General features: G+C 71.2%; 13 protein-coding genes. 6 read left to right on the top strand and 7 right to left on the bottom strand.

Going from position 1 to position 13633, the window contains the following annotated elements; translation table 11 throughout:
* Positions 1-33 precede the first annotated feature (33 nt).
* Entirely contained in the window at positions 34-471 is a 438-nt protein-coding gene (locus ACWCP8_RS02205; RefSeq protein ID WP_267002664.1) for a gamma-glutamylcyclotransferase, read from the bottom strand.
* A 262-nt stretch (positions 472-733) separates the two neighbouring features.
* Here ACWCP8_RS02205 and ACWCP8_RS02200 point away from each other — a divergent pair, with 262 nt between their 5' ends.
* The gene (locus ACWCP8_RS02200; protein WP_326605433.1) at positions 734-2173 is read left to right on the top strand and encodes an NAD(P)H-quinone dehydrogenase; all 1440 of its coding nucleotides are present in this window, start codon (positions 734-736) and stop codon (positions 2171-2173) included.
* Between the two features lie 178 nt (positions 2174-2351).
* Positions 2352-3314, top strand: coding sequence for a DeoR/GlpR family DNA-binding transcription regulator (locus ACWCP8_RS02195; protein ID WP_352270783.1), 963 nt, complete (start codon positions 2352-2354; stop codon positions 3312-3314).
* Positions 3315-3423: 109 nt separating this feature from the next.
* Here the strand turns inward: ACWCP8_RS02195 and ACWCP8_RS02190 are convergent, their stop codons facing one another.
* Positions 3424-4023, bottom strand: coding sequence for a TetR/AcrR family transcriptional regulator (locus tag ACWCP8_RS02190; protein WP_352270782.1), 600 nt, complete (start codon positions 4021-4023; stop codon positions 3424-3426).
* Positions 4024-4174: 151 nt separating this feature from the next.
* Positions 4175-5929, bottom strand: a complete 1755-nt coding sequence (locus ACWCP8_RS02185; RefSeq protein WP_352270781.1) for an acetyl/propionyl/methylcrotonyl-CoA carboxylase subunit alpha — start codon at positions 5927-5929, stop codon at positions 4175-4177.
* Between the two features lie 423 nt (positions 5930-6352).
* Between ACWCP8_RS02185 and ACWCP8_RS02180 the strand changes: the two genes are divergently transcribed.
* Complete coding sequence (locus ACWCP8_RS02180; RefSeq protein ID WP_352270807.1) at positions 6353-6805, top strand: hypothetical protein; 453 nt, start codon at positions 6353-6355, stop codon at positions 6803-6805.
* Positions 6806-6819: 14 nt separating this feature from the next.
* Here ACWCP8_RS02180 and ACWCP8_RS02175 read toward each other — a convergent pair whose 3' ends face one another.
* The 4 genes from ACWCP8_RS02175 to ACWCP8_RS02160 all read right to left on the bottom strand — a co-directional run bounded on the left by ACWCP8_RS02175 (position 6820) and on the right by ACWCP8_RS02160 (position 9606).
* On the bottom strand, positions 6820-7431 hold the full coding sequence (locus ACWCP8_RS02175) for a nucleoside triphosphate pyrophosphatase (protein WP_352270779.1): 612 nt from the start codon (positions 7429-7431) through the stop codon (positions 6820-6822).
* Positions 7432-7496: 65 nt separating this feature from the next.
* On the bottom strand, positions 7497-7625 hold the full coding sequence (gene mmpB / locus ACWCP8_RS02170; RefSeq protein WP_352270778.1) for a morphogenic membrane protein MmpB: 129 nt from the start codon (positions 7623-7625) through the stop codon (positions 7497-7499).
* 167 nt (positions 7626-7792) lie between these two features.
* Positions 7793-7999 carry an acyl-CoA carboxylase epsilon subunit gene (locus ACWCP8_RS02165; RefSeq protein WP_451113935.1) on the bottom strand — a complete coding sequence of 69 codons (207 nt, stop codon included), beginning with the start codon at positions 7997-7999 and terminating at the stop codon, positions 7793-7795.
* A gap of 14 nt (positions 8000-8013) precedes the next feature.
* The gene (locus ACWCP8_RS02160; RefSeq protein WP_352270776.1) at positions 8014-9606 is read right to left on the bottom strand and encodes an acyl-CoA carboxylase subunit beta; all 1593 of its coding nucleotides are present in this window, start codon (positions 9604-9606) and stop codon (positions 8014-8016) included.
* A 190-nt stretch (positions 9607-9796) separates the two neighbouring features.
* On the opposite strand from ACWCP8_RS02160, the gene ACWCP8_RS02155 reads away from it, so the two are divergent.
* The 3 genes from ACWCP8_RS02155 (at position 9797) to ACWCP8_RS02145 (ending at position 13578) form a co-directional block, all read left to right on the top strand.
* Positions 9797-10663 (top strand): biotin--[acetyl-CoA-carboxylase] ligase, encoded by an 867-nt coding sequence (locus ACWCP8_RS02155; protein ID WP_352270774.1) that lies wholly within the window; start codon positions 9797-9799, stop codon positions 10661-10663.
* A gap of 861 nt (positions 10664-11524) precedes the next feature.
* Positions 11525-12697, top strand: a complete 1173-nt coding sequence (locus ACWCP8_RS02150) for an adenylate/guanylate cyclase domain-containing protein (protein ID WP_352270773.1) — start codon at positions 11525-11527, stop codon at positions 12695-12697.
* A gap of 68 nt (positions 12698-12765) precedes the next feature.
* A complete protein-coding gene (locus ACWCP8_RS02145) occupies positions 12766-13578 on the top strand; it encodes an enoyl-CoA hydratase/isomerase family protein (RefSeq protein WP_352270772.1) in 813 nt (270 codons plus the stop codon).
* Positions 13579-13633: the final 55 nt, after the last annotated feature.

Here is a 13633-nt window from a genome sequence, read left to right as displayed (position 1 = left end):
GCTTTCACACAAAACGTGCTGAGAATGTGTGGCTCAGCAGGGGCGCTTGCGCAGCTCCATCACGTAATCGTGCGGCGCGCCCGCCGACTCGGCGGCGTCCGCCACCTCGCCCAGATACCGGGCGGACGGCAGCCCGCCCTCGTACGCGTTCAGCACGTACATCCAGGCCGGCTCCTCGCCGTCCAAGGTGTGCACCCGCACCCGCATCCGCCGATATATGTCGAGGCCGACACCCTCCCACCGGTCCATGGAGTCCTCGTCCATCGGCGCCAGGTCGTACAACGCCACGAAGACCTGCGAACGCGGCGCCTCCACCACCGTGGCCAGCGCGCCTTCCCAGCCCATCTGCTCCCCGCCGAAGGTCAGCCGCCAGCCGTTGAGCCAGCCGGTGCCGCGCAGCGGGGAATGCGGTGCGCGGCGGGTCATCAGCCGCGCGTCGAGGTTGCCGGCGTACGCGGCGTAGAGCGACATGGGATCGAGGGTACGGGAGGCGGCCCGGCGAGCGGCGATTCCTGTGACGAAGACCCCGGCGAGCGTCCTGCCGGGGTCTGGGCCGAAGGCTCCGCCGACGGCTCGTCCGGGGGCCTCTCTCCCGTATGGAGGGCCCCGGGGCGAAGCATCTTGGCGCGTGCGGGACAATGGAGTACGTACTGCATTCCCCCGGGGTGATCCCCCGGACCCCCGGCCGGGGCGGCAGACGGCCGCGGGATGACATACGCGAGGCGGACTTTTCGTGACCCGGATCGTGATCATCGGCGGCGGACCCGGCGGGTACGAGGCGGCATTGGTGGGCGCCCAGCTCGGCGCGGAGGTGACCGTCGTCGACTGCGACGGCCTCGGCGGCGCGTCGGTGCTCACCGACTGCGTGCCCTCGAAGACCCTGATCGCGACGGCAGAGGTGATGACCACCTTCGACTCTTCGTACGAGGAGTTGGGCATCATCGTCGCCGACGACACGCCGCACATCGAGCAGGCGGCGCGGGTGGTCGGCGTCGACCTCGGCAAGGTCAACCGACGCGTGAAGCGCCTGGCGCTCGCCCAGTCCCACGACATCACCGCCTCCGTCACCCGTGCGGGTGCACGCGTGATGCGCGGCCGGGGCAGGCTGGAAGGCCTCCAGGCCGCCGACGGCTCCCGCAAGGTCGTGGTGACCGCGGCCGACGGTACGGAGGAGACGCTCACCGCCGACGCCGTACTGATCGCGACCGGTGGCCACCCCCGGGAGATCCCGGACGCGCTCCCCGACGGCGAGCGCATTCTGAACTGGACCCAGGTCTACGACCTCGACGAGCTCCCCGAGGAGCTCATCGTGGTCGGCTCCGGTGTCACCGGTGCCGAGTTCGCCGGCGCCTACCAGGCGCTGGGCTCGCGCGTCACCCTCGTCTCGTCCCGCGACCGGGTGCTGCCCGGCGAGGACCCGGACGCGGCCGCCGTGCTGGAGGACGTCTTCCGGCGCCGCGGCATGAACGTCATGGCCCGCTCGCGCGCCCAGGCGGCGAAGAGGGTCGGCGACCGGGTCGAGGTCACGCTCTCCGACGGCCGCGTGATCACCGGTTCGCACTGTCTGATGGCGGTCGGCGCGATCCCGAACAGCGCGGGCATGGGCCTGGAGGAGGCCGGGGTCAGGCTCAAGGAGTCCGGCCACATCTGGACCGACAAGGTCTCGCGCACCAGCGCCCCCGGCGTGTACGCGGCCGGTGACGTCACCGGCATCTTCGCGCTCGCCTCGGTCGCCGCGATGCAGGGCCGGATCGCGATGTACCACTTCCTCGGTGACGCGGTCGCCCCGCTGAACCTGAAGACGGTCTCCTCGAACGTCTTCACCGACCCGGAGATCGCCACCGTCGGCTACACCCAGGCGGACGTCGACTCGGGCGCGATCGACGCGCGCGTGGTGAAGCTGCCGCTGCTGCGCAACCCGCGCGCCAAGATGCAGGGCATCCGGGACGGCTTCGTCAAGATCCTCTGCCGGCCCGGCACCGGCATCGTGGTCGGCGGCTGTGTCGTCGCACCGCGGGCCAGCGAGCTGATCCACCCCATCTCGATCGCGGTCGACAACAATCTGACGGTGGAACAGATCGCAAACGCCTTCACTGTGTATCCGTCCCTGTCGGGATCGATCGCAGAAGTGGCACGTCAGTTGCACACCCGGAAGCGCGCCGGCGAGGCCTAGAAAACCTGGCATTCCCCGGCATCTCCCGGCAAGTCAGGCGGGTGGGATGCCGGTGTCCGGTCAGTAGGGAACAACAACGGGGCCGCCTATACCACTTGGCGGCCCCTTGCGTGTACAACTTCTGTTTTTCGGCGCAAACTGCTGAAAACCCTCGCTCGGTCACGTTACTGTCAGTTTCGTGTTCGCTGCAGAACGTCGTCAGTTGATCCTCGAAATGGTGCGCGCCAACGGGGCAGTATCGCTCCGCGAGCTCGCCCGCGTCGTCCAGACCTCCGAAGTGACCGTACGGCGGGACGTGCGGGCACTGGAGGCAGAAGGACTCCTCGACCGCCGGCATGGCGGTGCGGTACTGCCGGGCGGTTTTACGCGGGAGTCCGGCTTTCCGCAGAAATCCCATCTCGCCACCGCCGAGAAGACGGCCATCGCCGACCTGGCCGCGGGCCTCGTCGAAGAGGGCGAGGCCATCGTCGTCGGTGCCGGCACGACCACGCAGGAGCTGGCCCGTCGGCTCGCGCGGATCCCCGGCCTGACCGTCGTCACCAACTCACTGCTGGTCGCCCAGGCGTTGGCCCATGCCAACCGGGTGGAAGTGGTGATGACCGGTGGCACCCTGCGCGGCTCCAACTACGCCCTGGTGGGCAGTGGTGCGGAACAGTCGCTCCAGGGCCTGCGGGTGTCGCGCGCCTTCCTGTCCGGGAGCGGGCTCACCGCAGAGCGTGGGCTGTCCACGTCCAACATGCTCTCGGCGAGCGTGGACCGGGCGTTGGTGCAGGCCGCCGCGGAGGTGGTGGTCCTCGCGGACCACACCAAGCTCGGCTCCGACACCATGTTCCAGACGGTGCCGACGGACCTGATCACCCGCCTGGTGACGGACGAACCCGCGGGCCATGACGACCGGGCCGCCACCGAACTGCAGGCCCTGGCGGACCAGGGCGTGCAGATCGCGGTGGCCGGTGGAGGGACGGGCCCCGCCGGGGCGGACTCCCTCTCTCCGGGCCGCCAGGCGCGCCGGGACATGCCGCTTCCGGGCCAGCGTCGCACGCACGGCGGCCCCGGTCCGCAACTGCGCAGTGCGGCCGCTTCCTTGACGGACCAGCCCCCGGGCGACCGCGCCCGCGTGGCGGACCTGCGCCGCCGCTGAGGGCTGTCCCGTAGGTGCCGTGGCCGGCGTCGTGCGCCCGCCAGGGATTATGGGACAAACCCTTGGTTCTTCGAGGGTTCGGGGGCACAGCTCCCGGCTCCGGCCCGCCTCAACCTCCGGTCGCCCGCGGCCCCTTCAGCCCCTGCAGCGTCAGCGTCAGCAGGCGGCCCGCCAACGCCGGGTCCTCCGGCGCCTGCTCCGCCGCCAACGCAATCGCATTCGTCAGCTGCATCAAGTCACCGATCGATACATCCGCCCGCACGGTGCCACTCTCCTGTGCCCGGGCCAGCAGCCGCGCCCCTGCCTCGCGCAGCGGCACATTGCAGTCGGACAGCGCCGAAGACTCGTCCCGCGACGTCGACATGAGCGCCTGCGCAAGCCCCCGGTACTCACCCGCATGGGTGATGATCGCACCCAGCCACTCCACCAGGCCGCCGCACGGATTCTGCGCCTCCGCCAACTCGTGGGAGCGGGTGAGGAGTGATCCCAGGGCCTCCTGGAAGACCGCGCTCATGAGCGCGTGCCGGTTCGGGAAGTGTCGGTACAGCGTGCCGATCCCCACGCCGGCCCGGCGCGCGATGTCCTCCAGCGACGCGTCCGTGCCGTGTTCCGCGAACGCCGTACGGGCTTCGCCGAGCAGCCGGTCGTAGTTGCGGCGCGCGTCGGCGCGCATGGGCCGGCCCGGCGTCTGTGCCGTGCTCATCGCCATTGCGCAGTCCTCCCTTTTTCCGCCCCCGGGTCCAGGATGCCATCGCGCAACCGGAGGACCTCGCCTCCTGCCGGGCCGCCGAACGGGCGAGGCCCCTGCGGAGTCGGTAGTACGACTCCGCAGGGGCCTCGCCGGAACACTTCGTGCGCGATCAGTCCTTGATCTCGCAGATGACGGCGCCCGACGAGACCGAGCTGCCGACCTCGGCGGCGAGTCCCTTCACCGTGCCGGCGCGGTGTGCGTTGAGAGGCTGTTCCATCTTCATGGCCTCCAGGACGACGATCAGGTCGCCTTCCTGGACCTCCTGGCCCTCCTCGACGGCGATCTTGACGATCGTGCCCTGCATCGGGGACGCGAGGGTGTCGCCGGAGACCGCGGAGCCGGTCTTCTTCGCCGCGCGCCGCTTGGGCTTGGCGCCCGCCGCGAGTCCGGTACGGGCCAGACTCATGCCCAGCGACGACGGCAGGGAGACCTCGAGACGCTTTCCGCCGACCTCGACGACGACCGTCTCACGACCGGCCTCTTCCTCCGCCTCCACGTCGGCGGGAGCGGCGAAGGGCTTGATCTCGTTGACGAACTCGGTCTCGATCCAGCGGGTGTGGATGCGGAACGGGTCGCTGGTGAACGCCGGGTCGGTGACGACCGCACGGTGGAACGGGATCGCGGTGGCCATGCCCTCGACGTTGAACTCGGCCAGCGCACGCGCCGCCCGCTGCAACGCCTGCTCACGGGTGGCACCGGTCACGATGAGCTTCGCCAGCAGCGAGTCCCACGCAGGACCGATCACCGAACCCGACTCGACGCCCGCGTCCAGGCGGACACCGGGGCCGGTCGGCGGGGCGAACACGGTCACCGTGCCCGGGGCGGGCAGGAACCCGCGGCCCGGGTCCTCACCGTTGATCCGGAACTCGAACGAGTGCCCGCGCACCGCCGGGTCGTCGTAACCGAGCTTCTCGCCGTCCGCGATCCGGAACATCTCACGGACCAGGTCGAGGCCCGTGACCTCCTCGGTCACCGGGTGCTCTACCTGGAGACGGGTGTTGACCTCCAGGAACGAGATCGTGCCGTCCACACCGACCAGGAACTCCACGGTCCCCGCGCCGACGTACCCGGCCTCCTTCAGGATCGCCTTCGACGCCGCGTACAGCTGCGCGTTCTGCGCCTCGGACAGGAACGGCGCCGGGGCCTCCTCGACGAGCTTCTGGTGGCGGCGCTGCAGCGAGCAGTCACGGGTGGAGACGACCACCACGTTGCCGTGGGAGTCGGCCAGGCACTGGGTCTCCACGTGCCGCGGCTTGTCGAGGTAGCGCTCCACGAAGCACTCCCCGCGGCCGAACGCCGCGACGGCCTCACGGACCGCGGAGTCGTACAGCTCCGGGATCTCCTCCAGCGTCCGCGCGACCTTCAGCCCGCGACCGCCACCACCGAACGCGGCCTTGATCGCGATCGGCAGCCCGTGCTCCTTCGCGAACTCCACGACCTCCGCGGAACCCGACACCGGGTCCGGGGTCCCGGCGACCAGCGGGGCACCGGCGCGCTGCGCGATGTGCCGCGCGGCCACCTTGTCACCCAGATCGCGGATCGCCTGCGGCGGCGGACCGATCCAGGTCAGGCCCGCGTCGATGACGGCTTGGGCGAACTCGGCGTTCTCCGACAGGAACCCGTAACCCGGGTGGATCGCGTCGGCCCCCGAGTCCTTGGCCGCCTGCAGCACCTTCGCCATGTCCAGATAACTGGCGGCCGGGGTGTCACCGCCCAGAGCGAATGCCTCGTCGGCCGCACGCACATGCAGAGCGTCCCGGTCCGGGTCCGCGTAGACCGCCACGCTCCCGATCCCGGCATCCCGGCACGCCCGAGCAACACGGACAGCAATTTCGCCACGGTTGGCGATGAGCACCTTGCGCACGATGGCTCCCTCCTTGAAACAAGCTGAGTTTAGGGACTACCGACACGGCCTTACGACCCGTCCCCATTGGTGAGCTTGCCCACACGGAGCGTGATTCGAGGCTTGCTCGAGGCGCGAAATCCCTTGTGGCACCACGGTACGCCGGGATTCATGACCGCACAGTAGCCACGAGGTGTGGTCCAGGTCTCTGTTCGATCGAGGGGCGGCTCCCGGTGTTTCTTTGTGGAGTCCCTACTAACGAGCGAGTGTTTCTTTGCCCGACGCACGAGGGGCGCGACAAGCGGGGTGCGTAAACACTCCGTGCGGAGGGCATGTGGGCGTGTGGGACGAGTGAACGTGGTCGGAACCCTTGTCCGAATGATTACCCGTTAGTAGGGTCCGCGCTACCGCACTTACTACAGGTAACAAGGGGTGAGCGCCGTGGTGCGCAGACCGGTGGCGTTCGTGGCCGCGATCGTGCTGTTCGGGGAGGCCGCGGGCATGGTGCTCGTCAACGGCATCCTGGCCACGGTCGTCGACAACCAGGAGATGTCACTCGCCGGGCTGGACCCGGCCGCCATGTCCGCCGGGGCGTGGGTGATGGGCGGTGTCGCCGGGCTGTACCTGGTGCTGTGCGGCCTGGTCCTGCTGCTGACCGGCATCCGTGACCGGGCTCCCGGGCGTGTCGGCCGGGCCGTCCTGATCAGCTGCGCCGTGGTGCACGGGGTGCTGGGCGCGCTGACGGTGGGCCTGATCGGCTGGGCCGCGTTCGTGTTCATGATGGTCGTGCTCGGCCTGATCGTGCTCACGCTGGTCGCGTACGGGAACGGGAGCGGAACCGGTAGCCCGAACGAGAAGGGCGGCGGCGCCGAAGAGGGTGCTCCGGCGCCCGCGTAACCCGTTCGTGGGTATCAGACCCACAAGTCGGTGACGGAGAATCCCAGTTCGCCGAGGAGCCGACGCAGCAGCGGCAGCGAGAGCCCGATGACGTTTCCGTGGTCGCCCTCGATGGAGTCGACGAACGGGGCCGAGCGGCCGTCCAGGGTGAAGGCGCCCGCGACATGGAGGGGCTCGCCCGAGGCGACGTAGGCGGCGATCTCGGCGTCCGTCGGTTCGCCGAAACGGACGACGGTGGACGCGGTCGCGGAGGCAGTGCGCCCGGTCACGGTGTCGATCACGCTGTGGCCGGTCTGCAGGATGCCGGCCCGGCCGCGCATGGACTTCCAGCGGGCCGTGGCCTCCTCGCTGTCGGCCGGCTTGCCGAGCGCCTCGCCGTCGAGTTCCAGGACCGAGTCGCATCCGATGACCAGGGCACCCGCGACCGCGGGGCGGGCGGCCACGACGGCGGCCTTGGCCTCGGCGAGCACCAGGGCCAGCTCGGCCGGTGTGGGGGCGGACAGCGCGTCCTCGTCCACACCGCTGACGATCGCCTCCGGCGCGAACCCGGCCTGGCGCAGCAGGCTGAGGCGGGCGGGTGAGGCGGAGGCGAGTACGAGACGGCGCTGATCAGTCATACCGGCCATCGTAGAAGGGCCCGGCGCGCCGGGGGACCACGCGTCCGCAGGACGGGCGGGCGCCCGGGAGCGCCTCAGCGGGGGCCCAGCACGAACATCGCGACCACCATGGCGAGCGCAAGCACCAGCCACACGCGCCGCATCATGTCCTGGGCGTCGCGCAGCTCTTTGGGGGGCTTGTTCTCGGGATCGGACCACAGCATGGTCCCGATCCTGCTGCGGCCGCCGCCACGGCGCCTGAGTACGGGTACTCAGCCGCCCTGATGCGTACGGACCGGGCCGCTGCGCGGCGGCACGGCGGAGGCCCGGACCCGCCAGGGGTCCGGGCCTCCGAGGACGCCGTGCGAACGGACGGCCGGGCCGCCGAGCACTAAACGGGCCAGTACGTCCGTGCCCAGGCCCGTGGGCCCGGCCGAGGCCGGTCCCGCCGGGCGATTCGGCCCGGGTCGGACCACTGCTCGGGCGACGCCGGCGCGCCGGACGACACAGCGGCCGTCGCCGCGGCGCGCGCCTGGACCACCGCCAGCGCGGCAGCCAGCTCCTCCGGGGTCGGGTTGCCCCGTACGACCTTGATCATGGCCAGGACCCTTTCTAGAGAGGGATGTTGCCGTGCTTCCTCGGCGGCAGTGATTCCCGCTTCGTGCGCAGCTGACGCAGGCCCTTCACCACGTGCGCCCGGGTGTCGGACGGCATGATCACCGCGTCGACGTAGCCGCGCTCGGCCGCCACGTACGGGTTGAGCAGCGTGTCCTCGTAGTCGGCGATCAGCTCGGCGCGGGTCGCCTCCGCCTCGTCGGGGTCCGTGACGGCCGCGATGGTGCGGCGGTGCAGGATGTTCACCGCACCCTGCGCGCCCATCACGGCGATCTGGGCGGTCGGCCAGGCGACGTTGATGTCCGCGCCCAGGTGCTTGGAGCCCATGACGTCGTACGCGCCGCCGAACGCCTTGCGGGTGATCACCGTGATCAGCGGGACGGTCGCCTCCGCGTACGCGTAGATCAGCTTGGCGCCGCGGCGGATGATGCCGCCGTACTCCTGGTCGACGCCGGGCAGGAAGCCGGGTACGTCGACGAAGGTCAGCACCGGCACGTTGAAGGCGTCGCAGGTACGGACGAAGCGTGCGGCCTTCTCACTCGCGTTGATGTCCAGACAGCCCGCGAACTGCATCGGCTGGTTGGCGACGATGCCGACGGGGTAGCCCTCGACACGCCCGAAGCCGGTGATGATGTTCGGAGCGAACAGTGCCTGCGTCTCCAGGAACTCGCCGTCGTCGAGCACATGCTCGATCGCGGTGTGCATGTCGTACGGCTGGTTCGCCGAGTCCGGGATGAGGGTGTCGAGCTCACGGTCCTCGTCGGTCGTCGCGAGATCCGCCTCCTCCGGGAAGGCGGGTGCCTCGGAGAGGTTGTTCGACGGGAGGTACGACAGCAGCGACTTGACGTACTCGATGGCGTCCTTCTCGTCGCCCGCCATGTGGTGCGCCACACCCGAAGTGGTGTTGTGCGTACGGGCTCCGCCCAGCTCCTCGAAGCCGACGTCCTCACCGGTGACGGTCTTGATGACGTCCGGGCCGGTGATGAACATGTGCGAGGTCTGGTCGACCATGACCGTGAAGTCGGTGATCGCGGGGGAGTAGACCGCGCCGCCTGCGCACGGTCCGACGATCAGCGAGATCTGCGGGACGACACCCGAGGCGTGCACATTGCGGCGGAAGATCTCGGCGAACAGACCGAGCGCCGCGACACCCTCCTGGATGCGGGCGCCGCCGCCGTCGTTGATGCCGATGACCGGGCAGCCGGTCTTCAGCGCGAAGTCCATCACCTTGACGATTTTCTCACCGTAGACCTCGCCGAGCGAGCCGCCGAAGATGGTGAAGTCCTGCGAGTACACGCAGACGGGGCGGCCGTCGACCGTGCCGTAGCCGGTGACGACACCGTCTCCGTACGGGCGGTTCTTCTCGATGCCGAAGTTGGTGGAGCGGTGCCGGGCGAACTCGTCGAGCTCCACGAAGGAACCCTCGTCGAGCAGGAGATCGACCCGCTCGCGGGCGGTCAACTTGCCCTTGGCGTGCTGCTTTTCGACTGCGCGTGCGGAACCGGCGTGCGTGGCCTCGTCGATACGGCGCTGCAGGTCCGCGATCTTGCCCGCGGTGGTGTGGATGTCGATCTCTTCCGGCTCGGACATCGGGTGGCGGCTCCCTGCCTGGTCACGGGGACGACTGACTGGTGGGTTCTACGGCTGCGTGCGAGGCCGCGTGCGCGACGACGGCCGGTCCGGCAGCTGCCGATCAGGTTCTGAATGGCTACTGATCCGTAGCGTATCGGCGCGGATACCGTTCGGCAGTGCGTCGTTTGCCACACCTAGGGTGGCTTGCATGACACCTTCGGATGCGTCACCGAGCCGCTGGTCGGACCTGGACCGGCCGCCCCTGAACGTCCCCGCGCTGCGCCGCGGGCTGCTGAGGCCGGGCGGGCTGTGGACCTCGCTCGACGTCGTGAACGTCACCGGGTCCACCAACACGGACCTCGCGGCGCGGGCGGCGGAGCTGGCCGAGGGCACGGTTCTGGTCGCCGAGGAGCAGACTGCGGGCCGCGGCCGCCTCGACCGGACCTGGACGGCGCCCGCCCGCTCGGGCCTGTTCTTCTCCGTCTATCTGACCCCCGGCGACGACGTGCCGGTCCACCGGTGGGGCTGGCTGCCGCTGCTCGCCGGGGTCGCGACCGCGACCGGGCTGGCGCGGGCCGCGGGCGTCGACACGGCACTGAAGTGGCCCAACGACCTGCTGGTCACCGTGGAGGGCGAGGAACGCAAGGCGGGCGGCATCCTCGCCGAGCGCGCCGGGGACGGCGTCGTCATCGGCATCGGCCTCAACGTCACCCTCCGCACGGCCGAACTGCCCGCCCCGACGGCGGCCTCGCTCGCCCTGGCCGGTGCGGTCTCCACCGACCGGGAGACGCTGCTGCGCGGCGTCCTGCGCTCGCTCGACCACTGGTACGTCGAGTGGCGCGCGGCCGGCGGGGACGCGGCGCAGAGCGGTCTGCAGGCGGCGTACGCGGCGGGCTGCGCGACGCTGGGCAGGACGGTACGGGCCCAGTTGCCCGGCGACCGTTCGCTGGTCGGCGAGGCGGTGGCGGTCGACGGTGACGGCCGCCTGATCCTGTCCACGGCCGACGGTCTGCAGGAACCGGTGTCGGCGGGCGACATCGTGCATCTACGGGACGCGGAAGGCGGCCTCAGCTAGAACCACGCCCGGGCGCCCGCCTCGCCGGTGAACGTTTCCCGGGTGCGATCAGCCCAGCACCCGCGGAAACCCCCACGGGCCGCACGCCCCACGCGCCCGCGCCCCGGCTGTTCCCCGGGCACTCAGGCCGCCACCGCGCGGAAGCCCGCTCCACGGGCCCTGCGCGCCGCGTACCGGGCCCGCGCCCCGGCTTCCCTGGGTGCTTCAGGTCCCTGCCCCGTGGAAGCCCCCACGGGCCCTGTGCCCCGCATGCCGGGTCCGCGGGCCGTTCCCCGGGTGCTCAGGTCCCCTGCCCCCGCGGAAGCCCTCCGCAAGGCTCTGCGCCCCGCGTACCGGCCCGCGACCCGGCTTCTCCGGGTGGCTCAGGCCGCCACCGCGCGGAAGCCCCCATGGACCCTGCGCTCCACGTACTGGGCCCGCGCCCCGCTTCCCCGGGTGCTCGGATCCCCGCCCCCCGCGGAAGCCCCCCACAGGCCGTACGCCCCGCGTACCGGGCCCGCGCCCCGCTTCCTCGGGTGCTCGGATCCCCGCCCCCCGCGGAAGCCCCCCACAGGCCGTACGCCCCGCGCACCGGGCCCACGCCGCGCTTCCCCAGGTGCTCAAGATCCCCGCCCCCGCGGAAGCCCCCACAGGCCGTACGCCCCACATACCGGGCCCACGCCCCGGCCGTTCCCCGGGTGCTCTCGGCCCCCACCCCGTGGAAACCACCCACCGAAGAGCACCCCCCACGGCCCCCGCCCCCGGCCAACCCCGTACCGGGGTGCCCTAAGGACGTGAGGTAGCGCACATCTGCCGTATCGTTGAGGCGATCCACCGACAGATCGGCAGGGCAGTGCGCAGGGAACGGGCAGGAGGCGGCTGGTGACCGTCGACGACACGACCTCCGGCACGGGCGCGGAGCCCCCGCCGGAACCCTCGGTCCACGCGACACCGCATCACGAAGTCGACCACACGGCCGAACCGACCGACGATCCCCTCGCGATCCGGCTGGAGCAGCTGATCCTGGGCGCCGAGCGTCGCTATACCCCGTTCCAGGCGGCCCGTACCGCCGGAGTCTCGATGGACCTGGCGTCCCGGTTCTGGCGCGCCATGGGGTTCGCCGACATCGGGCAGGCCAAGGCGCTCACCGAGGCGGACGTGCTGGCGCTGCGGCGGCTCGCGGGCCTCGTCGAGGCCGGGCTGCTCAGCGAGCCGATGGCGGTGCAGGTCGCCCGGTCCACCGGGCAGACCACCGCCCGGCTGGCGGAGTGGCAGATCGATTCCTTCCTGGAGGGTCTGACCGAGCCGCCCGAGCCCGGCATGACCCGCACCGAGGTCACGTACCCGCTGGTCGAGCTGCTCCTGCCCGAGCTGGAGGAGTTCCTCATCTACGTCTGGCGGCGCCAGCTCGCCGCCGCGACCGGCCGCGTGGTGCAGGCCGCGGACGACGACGAGATGGTCGACCGCAGGCTCGCCGTCGGCTTCGCGGACCTGGTCGGTTTCACCCGGCTCACCCGCCGGCTGGAGGAGGAGGAGCTCGGCGAGCTCGTCGAGGCGTTCGAGACGACCTCCGCCGACCTGGTCGCCGCACACGGCGGCCGGCTCATCAAGACCCTTGGCGACGAGGTTCTCTTCGCCGCCGACGACGCGGGCACGGCGGCCGAGATCGCGCTGCGCCTGATAGAGGCGATGACCCAGGACGAGACGATGCCGGCGTTGCGGGTCGGTATCGCGTTCGGCACCGTCACGACCCGGATGGGCGATGTCTTCGGTACGACGGTGAACCTCGCCAGCCGGCTCACGTCGATAGCGCCGAAGGACGCCGTACTGGTGGACGGCGCTCTCGCCGAGGAGCTGACGCGTACGGGCGACGCCCCGGCCTCCGAGGCGCAGGCGGCGGAGGAGGCCGCGGCGGCCGAGAAGGAGCGCGCGGAGGGTGTGGAGCCGCTGGCCGTGCCGAAGTACCGGTACGGGCTGCAGCCGATGTGGCAGCGGCCGGTGCGCGGACTCGGCGTGGTGGAACCGTGGCTGCTGGCGCGACGAGGTACCTCCTGACGCCTGTCCCTGTCCGGGGCGCGGCCTAGGATCCTCCGGTAACGCTCGTTAACCGGAGGGGTGCAGCCATGACCGTCACGTCCGAGCAGCGGTTCGGGGAGTTCGTCGTCGTACGGGTCCATGAGGGCCAGGAGCACGTTGCCGAACTGGTCCTGGACCGGCCCAAGGCCATGAACGCCGTGTCCACGGACATGGCCCGCTCGATCGGAGCCGCCTGCGCCGCGCTCGCCGCCGACCGGGACGTACGGGTCACCGTCCTCACCTCCAGCCACGAGCGCGCCTTCTGCGTGGGTGCGGACCTCAAGGAGCGGAACTCGTTCACCGACGCCGAACTGGTCCGCCAGCGGCCCACCGCCCGCGCCGCCTACACCGGCGTGCTCGACCTGCCGATGCCGACGGTCGCCGCCGTGCACGGGTTCGCGCTCGGCGGCGGCTTCGAGCTGGCGCTGTCCTGCGATCTGATCGTCGCCGACCGTACGGCCGTGGTGGGTCTGCCCGAGGTCTCGGTCGGTGTCATCCCGGGCGGCGGCGGTACGCAGTTGCTGCCGCGCCGGATCGGTGCGGCACGCGCTGCCGAGCTGGTCTTCACCGCCCGGCGGGTGGAGGCGGCCGAGGCGCGGGAGTTGGGTCTGGTCGACGAGCTGGTGGAGGCGGGGCAGGACCGGGCGCAGGCGCTGGCGCTCGCCGGGCGGATCGCCGCCAACTCGCCGGTGGGCCTGCGCGCCGCCAAGCGTGCCCTGCGGCTCGGGCACGGGCTCGATCTGCGGGCCGGTCTGGAGGTGGAGGACGCGGCCTGGCGGTCGGTGGCCTTCTCCGGGGACCGGGCGGAGGGCGTGGCCGCGTTCAACGAGAAGCGGAAGCCGAACTGGCCCGGAGAGTAACGGCGCGTCACCGCCCGACGCGCAGCGCGGACTATTCATTGCCTCAAACTGATCA

Source organism: Streptomyces sp. NPDC002206 (assembly GCF_053593595.1).
This window is presented reverse-complemented; position numbering and strand designations above follow the sequence as displayed.